This window comes from Amycolatopsis sacchari, from assembly GCF_900114035.1.
Taxonomy (GTDB): Bacteria; Actinomycetota; Actinomycetes; order Mycobacteriales; family Pseudonocardiaceae; genus Amycolatopsis_E; species Amycolatopsis_E sacchari.
Genome location: NZ_FORP01000017.1, coordinates 67329 through 81879, shown reverse-complemented (window position 1 = coordinate 81879; position 14551 = coordinate 67329). Strand labels below are relative to the sequence as shown.

Sequence of the window (14551 nt, the reverse complement as noted above, 5' to 3'; positions counted from 1 at the left end):
CGCTAATGATACGTAAGAATCCTTAGCTGGACTCTTGACAGCACACTTCCTAACGTCGGGGTGTGTCCCCGCTCCTGCTGGCCGTGGCCGCCGGTTTCGGCACCGGCCTCTCGCTCATCGTCGCCATCGGCGCGCAGAACGCTTTCGTGCTGCGCCAAGGGATCCGCCGCGAAGCCGTGCCGCTCGTCGTCGGCATCTGCGCCGCCTCCGACGCCGTGCTCATCGCGCTCGGGGTGGCCGGCATCGGCTCGGTCGTGCGAGCACAGCCCGCCGCGCTCACCGTCGTCGGCGTGCTCGGCGGCGGGTTCCTGATCTGCTACGGGGTGCTGGCCGCGCGCCGGTTGTTCCGGCCCGCCGCGCTCACCGTCTCGGGCACGACCGCGGGTTCCTCCCGGCGGGCGGCGCTGACGTGCCTCACGATGACCTGGCTCAACCCGCACGTCTACCTCGACACGGTGCTGCTGCTCGGTTCGATCGCCGCCACGCACGGCGCGCTGCGCTGGGAGTTCGCGCTCGGCGCGGTGCTGGCGAGCGTCTGCTGGTTCACCGCGCTCGGCTTCGGCGCCCGCCTGCTCACCGGCTTCTTCGCGCGCCCCTCGTCGTGGCGCGTGCTGGACGGGCTGGTCGCCGCGACGATGGTCACGGTCGGCGTGACACTGCTGATCCCCTAGCGTGCTCACCGTGGACATCGAGATCGTGGCGCTGCTCGTCTCGCCGGTGCACGCCTTCGAGGGCCGCCCGGCGGACGGACCGCGCCCCGATCCGGCCGCGGCGGGCACCGGCCGCGTGAGCGTGCGGGCCGGGCTCGGCCTCGTCGGCGACCGCTACTTCGACCACCCCGCCCACCGGAACGCGGCGGTGACGGTGTTCGACGCGGACGTGCTCGACCGCCTGGCCGCCGAACTCGGCCTGCCCGCCGTCCCCGACCCGCTGCTGACCCGCCGCAACATCATCCTGCGCGGCTACCCCGTGGACGAACTGCCCAGAGGACGCGAGTTCAGCCTCGATTCCGGCGACGGGCCGGTCCGCTTCCAGGCCCACCGGCCCGCGCACCCCTGCGCGTGGATGGACACCGTGCTCGCGCCCGGCGCGTTCAAGGCGCTGCGCGGCCACGGCGGCGTGCGGTGCGTGCCAGTGACCGACGGCACGCTCAGCGTGGGCCCGGCGAAGCTCCTCGTCGAGGGCTGAGGCTCAGCGCAACGCGGGCAGTCCCGCCGCGATCGCGGCGACCGCCCGCCGGACGGTCGGCCCGAAGGGGATGCACGCGGCGGCCACCTCCGGGTCCGTCGCGTACAGCTCCGCCAGCACGGGCGGCGGGTTCGCCGCCGGGTACAGCATCGACGCGAACCCGGCCGTGGCGCCGACCAGCTCGACCGTCTCGCGTTCCGTCAGATCGGGCCGGGCCCGCGCGACCGCCCGCGCGATGTTCCCGGTGGCGGCGAGCACGCCCAGCTTGAAGGCGCGCGCCGCCTCCCTGGTGATGTTGTGCTCCAGGGTCAGGGAGCTGTGGGCGACGAGATCGCAGAACAGCGGCCGCACGACGATCGTGTCCACGAGCGCGTCCACCACGTCGGCCCCGGCTTCGAGCTGCTCGCACGCCGCCCGTTCCCAGTCCTGCCACTCCCGCACGCTGAGTTCGAGGAAGATCTCCTCGCGCGTCGCGAAGTACCGGGCCAGGTTGGACTTCGCCAGCCCCACCGCTTCGGCGACCGCGCCGAGGCTCACCTTGCCCACGCCCGACTGGAGCGCGAGCTCTCGCGCCGCGGCGAGGATCGCCTCGCGGCGCTGCTCCTTGTGCTCCGGGCGCCTGGCCCGCAGAAACGCTCCCTTGGACATGTCCGGATCATTCTATGCCCCCAGTTTAAAGAACGGCGTCCTCTTGTTAAGAGTACAGCGTTCTGCTAGCTTCGGCGGTCACAGGCGCTGACCGGGAGGCAGTCATGACCGCGATATCCCTGCGGGTCAACGGATCCGCCAGATCACTCGAACTCGAACCGGAGGTGAGCCTGCTCGACGCGCTCCGCGAGCACCTCGGGCTCACCGGCACGAAGAAGGGCTGCGACCAGGGGGCGTGCGGCGCGTGCACGGTGCTGGCCGACGGCGAGCGCATCAACTCGTGCCTCGCCCTCGCCGTCCAGTACGACGGGCGCGAGATCACCACCGTCGAGGGGCTCGACCACCCGCTGCAGGAGGCGTTCGTGCGGACGGACGGGTTCCAGTGCGGCTACTGCACGCCGGGCCAGCTCTGCTCCGCCGTGGGCATGCTGGCCGAGCACAAGGAGGGCATGCCCAGCGCGGTCACCGAGGACGTCGAGGAGTCCGCCGAGCTGACCGACGAGGAGATCCGCGAACGGATGAGCGGCAACCTCTGCCGCTGCGGCGCCTACAACGGCATCGTCGCGGCCATCAAGGAGGTGGCCGAATGAGGTACGTCAGCGCTCCGGACGTCGCCACGGCCCTGCGCGCCATCACCGAGGACGACGACGCGAAGTTCCTCGGCGGCGGCACGAACCTCGTGGACCTGATGCGTGAGCGCATCGAGTCGCCGGGCACGCTCGTGGACATCACGCGGCTGCCGCTCACCGGCATCGAGGAACTGCCGGACGGCGGGGTGCGCATCGGCGCACTGGTGCGCAACAGCAAGCTGGCCGCCGACCCGCTCATCCGCGCGCGGTACCCCGTGCTGGCGCAGGCGGTGCTGAACGGCGCTTCGGCGCAGCTGCGGAACATGGCCACGGTGGGCGGGAACCTGTTGCAGCGCACGCGTTGCCTGTACTTCTACGACGACGCGGCGGCGTGCAACAAGCGCTCCCCCGGCAGCGGATGTGACGCCCTGGAAGGGTTTTCGCGCGGCACGGCCGTGCTCGGCGTGAGCGAGCACTGCATCGCGACGCACCCGTCCGACCTGGCCGTCGCGCTGGCGATGCTCGACGCGACCGTCGAGGTCGAGAGCACCCGGGGTGTCCGGCGCATCCCGTTCGCGGAGTTCCACCGCGAGCCCGGCGACAGGCCCCACGTCGAGACGACGCTGGCCCCGGACGAGCTGATCACCGCCGTCGAGCTGCCCGCCGTGGCGGTCGCGGCGAACTCCCGCTACCGCAAGGTGCGCGACCGCGCGTCGTACGCCTTCGCGCTGGTGTCGGTCGCCGCCGCGCTGGCCGTCGAGGACGGCGTGGTCGCCGACGTGCGCCTGGCACTGGGCGGCGTGGCCACAAAACCTTGGCGGGCAAGGGAAGCCGAGCGCGTGCTGCTGGGCGCGCCCGCGACGGAGGAGTCCTTCGCCCGCGCGGCGGAGGCCGAGCTCGCCGCCGCGGTCACCCGGCCGCAGAACGAGTTCAAGGTGACACTGGCCCGGCGCACGATCGTCTCGGCGCTGCGCGGGCTGCGGGAGAGGAGCGCGGCATGACCGTCGTCGGACAGCCACTGGACCGCGTCGACGGCGGGGCCAAGACCACCGGCGCGGCCCGTTTCGCCGCGGAGCAGACCTACCCGGGCCTCGCGCACGCCGCGCTGGCGTTCGCGACCGTGAGCCGCGGCCGGATCACCAGGCTGCACACGGAGGAGGCGGCCGCGGTACCGGGCGTGCTCACCGTGCTCACCCACCTCAACGCGCCGCCGCTCAAGCCGGCGCCGAAGGTCACCCCGCTGAACCTCAGCTCGATGGCGTCCGGCACCTCGGTGAACTACCTGCAGGACGACGAGGTGCACTGGGACGGGCAACCGATCGCGGTCGTCGTCGCGGAGACCTCCACCGCCGCGCGCAAGGCGGCCGGGCTGGTACGGGCCGAGTACGAGACCTTTCCGTCCGTTGTGGACTTCGCGGCGGCGGTACCCAACGCCGAGCCCCAGGCGAACAGCATGCTGGCGAAGGGCGAGGAGAAGAAGGGCGACGCGGAAGCCGCGCTAGCCGCCGCACCGGTGTCCGTCGACCACCGCTACACCACGCCGGGCCACTCGCACAACGCGATCGAACCGCACGCCACGACGGCGGTGTGGGAGGGCGACCGGCTCACCGTGCACGACTCCACACAGGGGATCGACTGGTTCCGTTCGCAGCTGGCGGTGCGGTTCGGCATCCCGGTCACCGACGTGCGGGTGATCGCGCCGTTCGTCGGCGGCGGGTTCGGCGGGAAGGGCAGCGTCTGGGCCGGCACGATCCTCGCCGCGCTCGCGGCGCGGGCGACCCGCAGGCCGGTGCGGCTCCTGCAGACCAGGGAAGGGGTCTACCGGACGGTCGGCGGCCGCACTCCGTCGGTGCAGCGCGTCGCGCTGGGCGCCGGCCGGGACGGGAAGCTGACCGCGCTGGTGCACACCAGCGTCGCGCGGCTCGGGCGGACCGGCGGGATGCCCGAGCAGATCACCTCTCAGTCGCGGCACCTGTACGGCGCGGAGAACATCCTGGTGCGGCAGGAGACCGTGACGATGGACCTGCTGCCGAACACGTTCATGCGCGCGCCCGGCGAGTCGATCGGCACCTTCGCACTGGAGTCCGCCATGGACGAGCTGGCGGAGGAACTGGGCGTGGACCCCGTCGAACTACGCCTGCGCAACGAACCGGACAGGCACCCGTTGGACGGCAAGCAGTTCTCGCACCGGAGGCTGCGCCAGGCCTACGAGGTGGGCGCGCAGCGGTTCGGCTGGCACGAGCGGGCGCCGCGGCCGCGGTCCATGCGGGACGGCCGCTGGCTGGTGGGGTTCGGGGCGGCCTCGGCGTACCACCCGGCGGTGGAGTTCCCGGCGAACGTGCGGGTGCGCGTGTCCGCCGACGGGACCGTGGTGGTGCGCTGCGGGTTCCAGGAGATGGGCATGGGCGGCGCGACCGCGCAGGCGCAGATCGCCGCGGACGCGCTGGGCGTGCCGTTCGACGCCGTGCGCGTCGAGTACGGGGACTCCGCGCTGCCGATGGGGCCCGCCGCGGGCGGGTCCGCGCAGACGGCGAGCGTAGCGCGGAGCCTCGGCGAAGCGTGCGGAAAGGTCCAGCGGTCGTTGGCGTCGCTGGCGAAGCGCACCGGCGGTGACTCCCCCGCCGAGATCCTGCGGCGGGCGGCCAAGCCGTACGTGGAGGCGGCGGTCGGTTCGGACAGCCGGTTCGGGCGGGTGACCGGGCAGGTGCGGTTCGTGGCCCGGTACCTCCGGGAGCAGCGGCGCTGGGTGAAAGCCGCGTCGGGAGCGCACTTCTGCGAGGTGCGGGTGGACCCGGAAACCGGCGAGGTGCGGGTTTCGCGCTGGCTCGCGGTGTTCGACATCGGCACGGTGGTCAACCGCAAGACGGCGCACAGCCAGCTGCGCGGCGGCATCGTGATGGGGCTGGGCATGGCGCTGGCGGAGGAAACCCTCGTCGACCCGCGCACGGGACGCGTGATGAACCCGAGCCTCGCCGAGTACCACCTCCCCGTGCACGCCGACGTGCCACCCATCGAAGTGTCCACTCTGGACGATCCGGATCCGTCGACGCCGCTGGGCATCCTCGGGGCCGGTGAGGTCGGCATCACGGGCGTGGCCGCGGCGGTCGCGAACGCGGTCCACCACGCGACGGGCGTCCGCGTCCGCGACCTGCCGATCACCCTGGACAAGCTGCTGTAGTCAGCCCTCGGGGTAGAAGAGGAACAGCGTGCAGCCGGCCGTCGTCTGCGGCACGTGGGAGGACCCGGCGGGGGCGTGGATGAACGAGCCCGCCGGGTAGTCCCGCTCGCCGTCGTTGAAGACGCCGGAAACCACGAAAACCTCCTCGGGGCCCGGTTCGTGCACGTCGATGCCCTCCCAGTGCGAACCGGGGTCCATCTCCAGGACGTGCGCCGTGGCGCCACCGTCGCCGCGCCACAGCGTGCGCAGGCGGATACCGGGGAAGAGCTCGCGGACCGGGGCGTCCTCGACCGCGGACCACACGTAACCGGGGGTGTGCTGTGTCGTCATGGGCACCAGCCTGACGAACGGGTGCCGCACCGCCGAGTGTCAGGAAAGACATCCTGCGGTACTTTTTTGCCATGCATCGCGTGGTGGCCCTCGTCCGCGCGCCGCAGTCGACGTTCGAACTGGGGTGCGCGGCACAGGTGTTCGGGGTGGAGCGACAGGGATTGCCGACGCGGTACGCCTTCGAGGTGTGCACGGAGGAGCCCGGCCCGGTCGGCACGTACGCCGGGTTCGACATGCTGGTGCGGCAGGGGCTGGACGCGCTCGGCCGCGCCGACACGGTGATCGTGCCCGGCTGGCTGCCGACGGAGGTGCCGCCCTCCCCCGCCGTCGTCCAGGCCCTGCGTGACGCGCACTCCTGCGGGGCGCGCGTGGTGAGCATCTGCTCGGGCGCGTTCGCGCTGGCGCACGCCGGCCTGCTCGACGGCCGCGAGGCGACGACGCACTGGGCGCAGGCGGAGGAGTTCGCGGCGTGCTTCCCGCGCGTCCGGCTCAACCCGGACGTGCTGTACGTCGACCACGGTGACGTGGCCACGAGCGCGGGTGCCGGGGCGGGTTTCGACCTGTGCCTGCACCTGGTGCGCAAGGACCAGGGCGCCCGGTACGCGGCGCAGGTCGCGCGCCGGATGGTGATGCCGCCGCACCGCGAGGGCGGGCAGCTGCAGTACGCGGCGCCGCCGCACCCCGCGCAGATCGACGGCACGCTGGCGCCGTTGCTGGAGTGGGTCACCGGGCGGCTCGGTGACCCGGTGACGCTGGAGGACATGGCGGCGCACGCGGGCCTGTCGCCGCGCACCCTGGCGCGGCGCTTCGCCGACCAGCTCGGCACGAGCCCCGGCCAGTGGCTGCTGACGCAGCGGATCGCGGCGGCGCAGGACCTGCTGGAGTCGACGGACCTCCCGCTGGACGCGATCGCCCGGCGCACGGGCCTGTCGTCGGCGACCAACCTGCGCCGGCGTTTCGCGACCGCCCTGGGCACGACGCCGGGCGCCTACCGGCGGGCGTTCCGGGCGGGTGTGAACGCCTGATCGGTCAGCCGCACGAGCAGGACGGCCGCAGCCAACGCGGCCCAGGGGTTTGGTCCCGTAGGCGAACAGGCGGCGCCCACTGCTCAACCCACCTCGTGTACCGAACCCCATGCCTCCGCGGGAAAGGCGGTCGTCGTGTCGCCGAGGGTGAGGGCCCTGTAGGTCGCCACTGCCGCTTCCTCCAGGTTGAGCGCCCGCCGGAACGCCATGTCGACGTCGGCGCCCAGTGTGGAACAGCCGTGGTGCGCCAGCAGGACGCAGTTGTGCTCCCTGGCCTGCTCCGCCGCCGCGTCGGCCAACTCGTCAGAACCGTTGGGGTGGAAGGCGGCGCGCCCGACGCTGCGCACGTACGTCGCGTGGTCGAGGGTGAACAGCCGGATCGGGTGGCCGAGCGCGTCGACGAGCACGGCGTGTTGCGGGTGCACGTGGACGATCGCATTCACGTCTTCGCGCACCCGGTACGTGCGCTGGTGCAGCTTCCACTCGCTCGACGGCCGCGCGGCCCCGCTGACGGTCTCGCCGTCGAGGGTCATCCTCACGAAGTCCTCGGGCCGCAGCCGGTCCAGCCACGTCCCGGCGGCTGTCACGACGAATTCCCGAGCGCCGGGCAGCCGCGCCGACAGGTTGCCGCCGCTCGCCACCACCAGCCCCAGCTCCACCGCCCGGCGCCCGACCTCGGCCAGCTTCGCGATCAGCTCGTCCACGGGGCCATCCTGCCGTACAGGATGGGTGCCATGACCGTGCTGCTGTCCGACCCGCGCATCGCCGCCATCCCCGTCTCCGACAACGGCGAGGAGCTGATCACCTCACCCGGGCTCCCGTTCGCCCCGCGCTCCCCCGGGATTTCGCCGCTGCTCCGCGAGGACGTCGTCCGGCGGCTGCTCTCCGCACAAGCCGCGCTCCCCGGCGGCCTGCGGCTGCTGATCGTCGAGGGCTACCGCTCCCCCGAACTGCAGGAACGCTACTTCTCCGGCTACCAGGCGCAACTCCGGGCCAACCACCCCGACTGGTCCGGCGAACGGCTGCACGTGGAGGCGAGCAAGTTCGTCTCCCCGCCCGAGGTCGCGCCGCACTGCACCGGCGGGGCCGTCGACCTCACACTGGCCACCGCCGACGGCGAGGAACTCGACCTCGGCACCGCGGTGAACGCCGACCCGGAAAGCAGCCGCGGCGCCTGTTTCACCGACGCCGCCGGGATTTCCGCCCGGGCCCGCCGGAACCGCGACCTCCTCGCCGCCGCGCTCACCCGGGCGGGCCTGGTCAACTACCCCACCGAGTGGTGGCACTGGTCGTACGGTGAGCGCTACTGGGCCCACCTGACCAGTGCCACCGCCACCCGCTACGGCCCGGTCAGCGACCGCCCTGCTGCGTGAGCCGGTCCGTCACGTCCGCGGTCTGGTCCGCGGGCGGCGCGGTCACGCTCACCGGCGTGCCGAAGTCGGAAAAGGTCTCCGTGATCGAGATGGTCACCGGCCCGGTCTGCGCGGCGCCCGGCGAGGCGGACGCGCTCGTCGTCGGCGTGATCTTCTCCTCCGTGGTCAGCTTCCGCAGGCGGCCCTGGTCGTCGAGCCAGACCTGGGCGGGCAGGGTGTGCGTGCCCAGCTGCTGCTCCAGCCGCTGGGTCCCCTGCTGCACCTGCGGCGACTGCCCGGCGGCGGCCTTGTCCAGGTTCAGCGTCACGTCGTAGTGCTTCGTCGGCGTGCCGTCCACCGTGTCCGGCCCGATCTCCCGCACCTGGTCGCTCGCGCCACGCAGGTAGCCCAGCGTGTCGGCCGGGTCGGTCAGATTGGTGCCCAGGTCGTCCAGCGAGGCGCCGTACTGCTGCTGCGCCAGTTTCTCCGCGTCGATCGAGATCCACGGCTTGCCGCCGGAGAGCTGGGCCCCCAGTTGACCCGGCAGCTGCTGGTAGACGGTGCCGTTGACGAACCTGGTCTCGCTGGTGCCCGCCCCGCCCGGCAGGGTCGTGGTCAGCTGGGCGGCGCGGCCGGCGAAGTCGATCACGCCGGACGCGCTGATCGGCATGGACTGCCCGTTCGCGGACACCTGGGTGTCGATCTTCGTCTTCGCGGTGCGCGCGTCCGTCGTCTTCTCGTACGCCGCGGCCACCACCCGGTCCGGCGAGTTCTCCTGCTGGGCGGCCGGCGCCGCCGTGCTCCCGTCCGCCGAGCAGGCCGAAAGGGCCAGACCCGCCGCCACCAGCGCGGCTCCCGAGGCCGCCCCCAACGCTGTGCGCATGTTGTCCTCCTTCGCTCCCAGTGCGCCTCGGATGCCCCCCAATCGGCGATCACACTTACAGGTGTGATGATCGTCACGTAAGCGACGCTTTGTAGGGTGCGGGTGTGCGATCCCTGGCGCCGAGTCTCTCGGCGATGGACGGCGAACGGGCGGCCCGGCTGCGCGGCCTGCTGGTGCGCAGGCTGATCACGATGACCCGGGCGGCGGACGAGCACTTCACCCTGCTCCACCTGTTCCTGCTGCCGCCCGCCCCGGGCGAGACGCGCTTCCTCCTCTACGAGGTGATCGAGCCCGTCGACCCCTCGATCCCCGTCCGGCAGGTGGTCGAGGCGGTGCGCGAGGAACTCGCCGCGACGGGCGACCCGCGGCTGGTCTCGGGCGGCGACACCCGTTGGCAGCGCATCGATCCCGGCCTGCGCGGCCACTACGCCGGCACCGGCGCCCGGTTCACCCCGCCGAACAGCGACTCCGCGGGCACGACCATCCTGCGGATGGCCGACGGCACCGCCGTCGTGGTCACCCTCGACGCCGACGGCGAGCCCGCCGTGCTCCAGACCTCGCAGCCGGTCGTGCTCGGCGAGGCGGTCTACCCCGCGATCCGGCACATGCCCGTCACGGAGGAACTCCCGTTCGTCCTGGTCGACACGTGCGCGCGACTGCTGTGGGAGGCGGGCGAGACCCCGCCGCGCTTCCGCCCGTTCGGCTGAAACCGTCCCGCACACGGAGCGCTGACCAGGGACAATGGCGGTGCGTGCCGGGACCGATCGCTCGGGGGGCTGCGCGTTCGGCCCGGCACGCCCCGGTCCGCGTGAGGACGTCGGCGATGTGGCGCCGGGGGCCGACGATCGTTTCGATCTCGGACCGTGCGCCGGGGACCCGTTCGACCACCACCTTGCGGCGATCCTCCGGGTGCCCGCTCCGGCGTACGTGCCCGGCCCGTGGCGGCGGACAGCTGGCCGGAGGTCTACGGCCCCTCGAGGGCGAGCGGGCTGAGCGCGTACCACTCGGACGGTGCAGGCGTCGAGGTTGCCACGAACATCATCTGTATTTGTGCAGATATTGCACAAATACAGATACGTCACCCGGGGAGGAAGATCGTGGCCGCACCCGAGCTGAGGACGGCAGTGACCTTGGTGGTCGGCTCGCTCGCCGAGGCGTGGGCACGGGGCGACGCGAACGCGTACGAAGAAGCTCGGGAAGACCCAGCAGCCTAGTGCGCCGTCCAGCCACCATCGACGTAGAGGGTGGTGCCGGTGACGTACGACGAGGCGTCGCTCGCCAGGAAGACAGCCGCGCCCGCCAGCTCATCCGCCGCGCCGATCCGCCCCTGCGGCACGCCGCGGCGGATCACCTCGCCCCAGCGGCTCGCCATCAGCCCGCCGGACAGGTCGGTGGCGAAGTAGCCGGGCGCGAGGGCGTTCACGCGCACGCCGCGGTCGGCCCACTCCACCGCCAGCACCCGGGTCAGCGCCTCGACCCCGCCCTTGCTCGCCGCATACGCCGCGATCCGCTCGAAGCCCGTCGTGCCGTGCACGGACGAGACGGTGACGATGCTGCCCCCGCCCCGTTCCAGCATCCGCCGCCCGGCGGCGCGGCAGCAGAACCACGTCCCGTCGAGGTTGACGCGCAGCACCTGCTGCCACTCCTCGTCGGTCACGCGCTCACTGCGCTTGAACGTCGGGCTGATCCCGGCGCAGTGGACGAGCACGTCGAGGTGCCCGATGCGCTCGGCGCACTCGTCCGCGAACCCGGCATCGGCGACGGAGCCGGGCAGGACGAGCGTGCCCTCCCCCAGCTCCGCGGCCAGGTCCTCGAGATCGGCGCGGGTGCGGGAGGTGAGCACCAGCCTCGCGCCCGCCGCGGCGAGGCCCCGCGCGATCGCGCGGCCGAGGCCCTTGCCCGCACCCGTCACCCACGCCGTGCGCCCGGTCAGGTCGAAACCGATCACGCGATCACCGGCAGGGACCGCAGGTCGCGCTTGAGCACCTTGCCCGACGGCGTGCGTGGCAGTTCGTCGAGGAACCGGATCTCCGCGGGCACTTTGAACTTCGCGAGTCGTGCGCGGCAGAACGCCGCCAGCTCCTCCGCCGTCACCGCCGCGCCTGCGCGCAGCACCACGAACGCCAGCGGCACCTCGCCCCACCGCTCGTGGGACTTGCCCACGACGGCGGCCTCCACCACGTCCGGGTGCTCGTACAGCACGCGTTCCACCTCGGGCGTGGCGATGTTCTCGCCCCCGGAAACGATCATGTCCTTCTTGCGGTCCTCCACGTAGAGGTAGCCGTCCTCGTCGACGCGGCCGATGTCGCCGGTGTGGAACCACCCGTTCCGCAACGCCTTCGCCGTCGCTTCCTCGTCACGCCAGTAACCGGCGAACACCTTCGGTCCGGACAACGTGATCTCGCCCAGCTGCCCGGCGGGCACCTCGGCACCCAGCTCGTCCACGATCCGCACCCGAAGGTGCACCACGGGCCGCCCGACGGACCCCACCTTCGACAGCATGTGCCCGGGGTCGTTGAACGTGTCGCCGGAGACGGTTTCGGTGAGCCCGTAGGCGTCGGCGAACCACGCGGACGGGAACGCGGCGCGGATGCGTTCCACCAGCGGCACCGGCATCTTCTCCCCGCCACCGATGATGAAGCGGATCGACGACGTGTCCCGCCGGGAGAGATCCGGCAGCTGGAGCAGGGCGTTCATCATCGACGGCGCGAGCCACACGTTCGTCGGGCGCTCGCGTTCGATCGTGTCCACCACCTCGCGGGCGTCGAACTTCCGCAGCACGACCAGGGAACCACCCGCGTGCAGGGTACCGAGCCCGGGCAGATCGAGGCCGCCGACGTGGTAGAGCGGACCGCAGACGAGCGTGGTGTCCTCACCCGTGATGCCGAATTCCACGATGTGGCCGAGGTTCTTGGCCAGCAGGTTGGTGTGGGTGATGCGCACGCCCTTCGGCCGCGACGTGGTGCCCGAGGTGTACATCAGGCGCTGCAGGTCGTCCGGCCCCACCGGTTCGACGGGTACGCTCTCCCCGAGGTGCCCGGCTACCAGGTCCTCGTAGGACACCCAGCCGTCGCGGGAACCGCCGAGCAACAGCTTGCGCGGCACGGGAATCCCGCACACCGCGTCGGCGAACTCCGGCTCGGTCAGCAACGCCGCCGCCTCGGCGTGCCCGAGGATGAACTCCCACTCGGCGGGTGAGAGCCGGTAGTTCAGCGGGAGGAACGCCGCCCCGATCCGGTTGAGCGCGAACACCGCCTCCAGGAACTCGAGGTGGTTGTACAGCAGCAGGGCCACCACGTCCCCACGGCCGATGCCCAGCTCCCGCAACCCGGCCGCGAGCGCGTTGACGCGAGTGAGGAACTCCCGGTTGGTCTGCCGCCGCTCGCCCTGCGTGAGCACGATCTTGTCGGGGTAACGGCCGACGTTGTGGTCGAGCACCCCGGCGAAGTTGTCCATCAACCCTCCCTGCTGTGGAAGCTGTGCAGCTCGCCGCCGGCCTTGCCCCAGTGGATGGTGCTGATCATGCCCCCGTCGGCCACCAGATCGGCACCGGTGACGAACGCCGCGTCCGGCCCGGCGAGGAACGCGACGACCTTCGCGATGTCGTCGGGCTCGCCGATGCGGCCCAGTGGGATGTTGCCGACCGTGGCCGAGCGGATGACCTCGTTGCCCAGCGTGTCCCTGTTCAGTCCGCTGTGGACCACCCCGGGGCTGACCGAGTTGATCCGGATGCCCTGCTCGGCCAGTTCCGCGGCGAGCTGGCGGGTCAGCGCGAGGACCCCGCCCTTCGCCGCGGTGTAGGACGAGAAGCCGTAGCCGGTGTGACCGGCGATCGACGCGATCTGCACGATGGAGCCGCCCCCTGCCGCGGCCATCGCCGGGATGACCTGCCGCAGCAGGACGAAGTACCCGGTGAGGTTGACGTCGACGACCCGGCGCCACTCCTGCACCGAGGTCTCCAGCAGCTTCTTGCGGATGATGATCCCCGCGGCGTTGACGAGCACCCTGGGCGGGCCGGGCAGCCGCCCGACGACGCCGGCGACGGCGGCCTCGTCGGTGACGTCGACCGCGAAACCGGCAGCCGTGCCGCCCCGCTCCTCCACCAGCCGACGGGTCTCCCCCGCGTCGCCCACGTCCAGCAGCGCCACGGTGAAACCGCTTTCCGCCAAGCGCAGCGCACACGCCCGCCCGATCCCGGACGCGGCGCCGGTGACTACAGCGCAGTCCATTCCTGCCTCCTCACATCGCGTAGCCGCCGTTGACGTCCACCACGGCGCCGGTCAGGTAGCTCGCGGCGGGCGAAGCGAGGAACGCCGCGACCCGCGCGATCTCCTCGGGCCGGGCGAGCCTGCCCAGCGGGCAGTAATCCGGCCGGTAGCCCCGTCCCGCCACCATGTCGGTGTCCACCACGCCGGGGGCGACCGCGTTGGCGGTGATGCCGTGCCGCGCCTCGGTTTTGGCGAGCCACTTCACCAGCGCGTGCACGGCGCCCTTGCTGGCGACGTAGTGCGGCCCGGCGAGCACGCCGCCGACCTTGCCCGCCACCGAACCGATGCAGACCACGGTGCCGCCGCCGTCCCGCAGCAACGGCAGCGCGGCCTTGATCGACCACAGCGTGCCCTTGACGTTCACGCCCAGCACCGCGTCCACTTCGGACTCTCCCAGCTCGTCGACCGCCACCGTGTCGCCGTAGATCGCGGCGCACGTGACCAGGGTGTCGAGCCCGGGCAGCTCGCCGAACGCCTCCTCGACGGCGGCGCGGTCCGAGACGTCCAGCGTCCTGCCCGTGGCCCGGCCACCGGCTTCCCGGATGGCGGTTACCGTTCCGGCCGGGTCCCGCAGGTCGAAAACGGTCACCTCGGCGCCCGCGGCGGCCAGCTCACGGGCGATCCCGGCCCCGATGCCGCGGGCGGCGCCGGTGACGACGGCCCGGCGGCCGCGCATCCCGGCGGGACCGCCCGCGTCGAGCACGCCGGTCACGACAGCCGGCCGTTGCGCTGCTCGTGCGCGGCGAGCTCCTCCATCAGCACCGGCACCCCGAGCGTGCACGTGTGGATGCCGAGCACGCTCGTCAGCTCCAGCACCTCCATGATCTCCTCCTTCGTCGCCCCGTAGCCGAGCGCGTTGCGGATGTGCTGCCGCAGGCCGGGCTCGTAGAGGTGCGTGGTGGAGGCGTCGATGGCGGTGTAGATCAGCTCGCGCACCTTCGGCTCCAGCACGCCCTTGCGCCAGGGCACGGCGGAGAAATTCAGGTACGCCTCGAAGAACTCCTGGTCGAGGCTGAGCAGCCCCTCCCAGAACTGGTTCCAGTAGCCGCGCTCGGACACGAACCGCTCGCGCAGCTCCCGCTGCTGCTCGGTCAGTTCCACAGAGGACAC

The 14551-nt window shown here is 72.2% G+C and carries 17 protein-coding genes; 8 read left to right on the top strand and 9 right to left on the bottom strand.

What is annotated here, in order from left to right:
• Positions 1 to 62: 62 nt before the first annotated feature.
• Complete coding sequence (locus BMZ92_RS25190) at positions 63 to 671, top strand: LysE/ArgO family amino acid transporter (RefSeq protein ID WP_091512214.1); 609 nt, start codon at positions 63 to 65, stop codon at positions 669 to 671.
• Positions 672 to 681: 10 nt separating this feature from the next.
• On the top strand, positions 682 to 1188 hold the full coding sequence (locus BMZ92_RS25185) for an MOSC domain-containing protein (RefSeq protein WP_091512360.1): 507 nt from the start codon (positions 682 to 684) through the stop codon (positions 1186 to 1188).
• A gap of 3 nt (positions 1189 to 1191) precedes the next feature.
• Here BMZ92_RS25185 and BMZ92_RS25180 read toward each other — a convergent pair whose 3' ends face one another.
• Positions 1192 to 1836, bottom strand: coding sequence for a TetR/AcrR family transcriptional regulator (locus BMZ92_RS25180; protein ID WP_091512208.1), 645 nt, complete (start codon positions 1834 to 1836; stop codon positions 1192 to 1194).
• 104 nt (positions 1837 to 1940) lie between these two features.
• Between BMZ92_RS25180 and BMZ92_RS25175 the strand changes: the two genes are divergently transcribed.
• Genes BMZ92_RS25175 through BMZ92_RS25165 form a run of 3 tightly spaced genes read left to right on the top strand, consistent with a single transcriptional unit; the run spans position 1941 to position 5583 of the window.
• Positions 1941 to 2426: a 2Fe-2S iron-sulfur cluster-binding protein gene (locus BMZ92_RS25175; RefSeq protein WP_091512206.1), complete on the top strand. Its 486-nt coding sequence runs from the start codon at positions 1941 to 1943 to the stop codon at positions 2424 to 2426.
• Positions 2423 to 3406: an FAD binding domain-containing protein gene (locus BMZ92_RS25170; protein ID WP_091512203.1), complete on the top strand. Its 984-nt coding sequence runs from the start codon at positions 2423 to 2425 to the stop codon at positions 3404 to 3406. The genes BMZ92_RS25175 and BMZ92_RS25170 overlap by 4 nt, the downstream gene beginning before the upstream one ends.
• On the top strand, positions 3403 to 5583 hold the full coding sequence (locus BMZ92_RS25165) for a xanthine dehydrogenase family protein molybdopterin-binding subunit (protein WP_091512201.1): 2181 nt from the start codon (positions 3403 to 3405) through the stop codon (positions 5581 to 5583). The genes BMZ92_RS25170 and BMZ92_RS25165 overlap by 4 nt, the downstream gene beginning before the upstream one ends.
• On the opposite strand, the gene BMZ92_RS25160 is transcribed toward BMZ92_RS25165, so the two are convergent.
• On the bottom strand, positions 5584 to 5913 hold the full coding sequence (locus BMZ92_RS25160) for a cupin domain-containing protein (RefSeq protein WP_091512358.1): 330 nt from the start codon (positions 5911 to 5913) through the stop codon (positions 5584 to 5586). It abuts the gene before it with no gap.
• 71 nt (positions 5914 to 5984) lie between these two features.
• On the opposite strand from BMZ92_RS25160, the gene BMZ92_RS25155 reads away from it, so the two are divergent.
• Positions 5985 to 6938, top strand: coding sequence for a GlxA family transcriptional regulator (locus BMZ92_RS25155; protein WP_091512199.1), 954 nt, complete (start codon positions 5985 to 5987; stop codon positions 6936 to 6938).
• Between the two features lie 83 nt (positions 6939 to 7021).
• Here BMZ92_RS25155 and BMZ92_RS25150 read toward each other — a convergent pair whose 3' ends face one another.
• Positions 7022 to 7642 (bottom strand): class II aldolase/adducin family protein, encoded by a 621-nt coding sequence (locus BMZ92_RS25150; protein WP_218153547.1) that lies wholly within the window; start codon positions 7640 to 7642, stop codon positions 7022 to 7024.
• 30 nt (positions 7643 to 7672) lie between these two features.
• On the opposite strand from BMZ92_RS25150, the gene BMZ92_RS25145 reads away from it, so the two are divergent.
• Complete coding sequence (locus tag BMZ92_RS25145; protein ID WP_091512197.1) at positions 7673 to 8311, top strand: M15 family metallopeptidase; 639 nt, start codon at positions 7673 to 7675, stop codon at positions 8309 to 8311.
• Here the strand turns inward: BMZ92_RS25145 and BMZ92_RS25140 are convergent.
• Positions 8289 to 9173 carry an SCO4651 family lipoprotein gene (locus tag BMZ92_RS25140; RefSeq protein WP_091512194.1) on the bottom strand — a complete coding sequence of 295 codons (885 nt, stop codon included), beginning with the start codon at positions 9171 to 9173 and terminating at the stop codon, positions 8289 to 8291. The genes BMZ92_RS25145 and BMZ92_RS25140 overlap by 23 nt on opposite strands.
• Before the next feature lie 134 nt (positions 9174 to 9307).
• Between BMZ92_RS25140 and BMZ92_RS25135 the strand changes: the two genes are divergently transcribed.
• Positions 9308 to 9880: a hypothetical protein gene (locus BMZ92_RS25135; RefSeq protein ID WP_091512192.1), complete on the top strand. Its 573-nt coding sequence runs from the start codon at positions 9308 to 9310 to the stop codon at positions 9878 to 9880.
• 503 nt (positions 9881 to 10383) lie between these two features.
• Here BMZ92_RS25135 and BMZ92_RS25130 read toward each other — a convergent pair.
• The 5 genes from BMZ92_RS25130 to BMZ92_RS25110 are packed head-to-tail and all read right to left on the bottom strand — an operon-like array spanning position 10384 to position 14551.
• A complete protein-coding gene (locus tag BMZ92_RS25130; RefSeq protein WP_091512190.1) occupies positions 10384 to 11121 on the bottom strand; it encodes an SDR family NAD(P)-dependent oxidoreductase in 738 nt (245 codons plus the stop codon).
• Complete coding sequence (locus tag BMZ92_RS25125; RefSeq protein ID WP_091512187.1) at positions 11118 to 12629, bottom strand: acyl-CoA synthetase; 1512 nt, start codon at positions 12627 to 12629, stop codon at positions 11118 to 11120. The genes BMZ92_RS25130 and BMZ92_RS25125 overlap by 4 nt, the downstream gene beginning before the upstream one ends.
• Positions 12629 to 13402 (bottom strand): SDR family NAD(P)-dependent oxidoreductase, encoded by a 774-nt coding sequence (locus tag BMZ92_RS25120; protein ID WP_091512184.1) that lies wholly within the window; start codon positions 13400 to 13402, stop codon positions 12629 to 12631. The genes BMZ92_RS25125 and BMZ92_RS25120 overlap by 1 nt, the downstream gene beginning before the upstream one ends.
• 10 nt (positions 13403 to 13412) lie before the next feature.
• Positions 13413 to 14153 (bottom strand): SDR family NAD(P)-dependent oxidoreductase, encoded by a 741-nt coding sequence (locus BMZ92_RS25115; protein ID WP_245783238.1) that lies wholly within the window; start codon positions 14151 to 14153, stop codon positions 13413 to 13415.
• Positions 14150 to 14551: a carboxymuconolactone decarboxylase family protein gene (locus BMZ92_RS25110; RefSeq protein WP_091512182.1), complete on the bottom strand. Its 402-nt coding sequence runs from the start codon at positions 14549 to 14551 to the stop codon at positions 14150 to 14152. Before BMZ92_RS25110 ends, BMZ92_RS25115 begins: the two co-directional genes overlap by 4 nt.

Excerpts from the sequence above, each read along its gene's own strand:
- BMZ92_RS25170 (WP_091512203.1), top strand. The coding sequence starts at position 2,423 with ATGAGGTACGTCAGCGCTCCGGACGTCGCCACGGCCCTGCGCGCCATC.
- BMZ92_RS25125 (WP_091512187.1), bottom strand. The coding sequence starts at position 12,629 with ATGGACAACTTCGCCGGGGTGCTCGACCACAACGTCGGCCGTTACCCC.
- BMZ92_RS25135 (WP_091512192.1), top strand. The coding sequence starts at position 9,308 with ATGGACGGCGAACGGGCGGCCCGGCTGCGCGGCCTGCTGGTGCGCAGG.
- BMZ92_RS25145 (WP_091512197.1), top strand. The coding sequence starts at position 7,673 with ATGACCGTGCTGCTGTCCGACCCGCGCATCGCCGCCATCCCCGTCTCC.
- BMZ92_RS25180 (WP_091512208.1), bottom strand. The coding sequence starts at position 1,836 with ATGTCCAAGGGAGCGTTTCTGCGGGCCAGGCGCCCGGAGCACAAGGAG.
- BMZ92_RS25140 (WP_091512194.1), bottom strand. The coding sequence starts at position 9,173 with ATGCGCACAGCGTTGGGGGCGGCCTCGGGAGCCGCGCTGGTGGCGGCG.
- BMZ92_RS25155 (WP_091512199.1), top strand. The coding sequence starts at position 5,985 with ATGCATCGCGTGGTGGCCCTCGTCCGCGCGCCGCAGTCGACGTTCGAA.
- BMZ92_RS25160 (WP_091512358.1), bottom strand. The coding sequence starts at position 5,913 with ATGACGACACAGCACACCCCCGGTTACGTGTGGTCCGCGGTCGAGGAC.
- BMZ92_RS25175 (WP_091512206.1), top strand. The coding sequence starts at position 1,941 with ATGACCGCGATATCCCTGCGGGTCAACGGATCCGCCAGATCACTCGAA.
- BMZ92_RS25165 (WP_091512201.1), top strand. The coding sequence starts at position 3,403 with ATGACCGTCGTCGGACAGCCACTGGACCGCGTCGACGGCGGGGCCAAG.
- BMZ92_RS25120 (WP_091512184.1), bottom strand. The coding sequence starts at position 13,402 with ATGGACTGCGCTGTAGTCACCGGCGCCGCGTCCGGGATCGGGCGGGCG.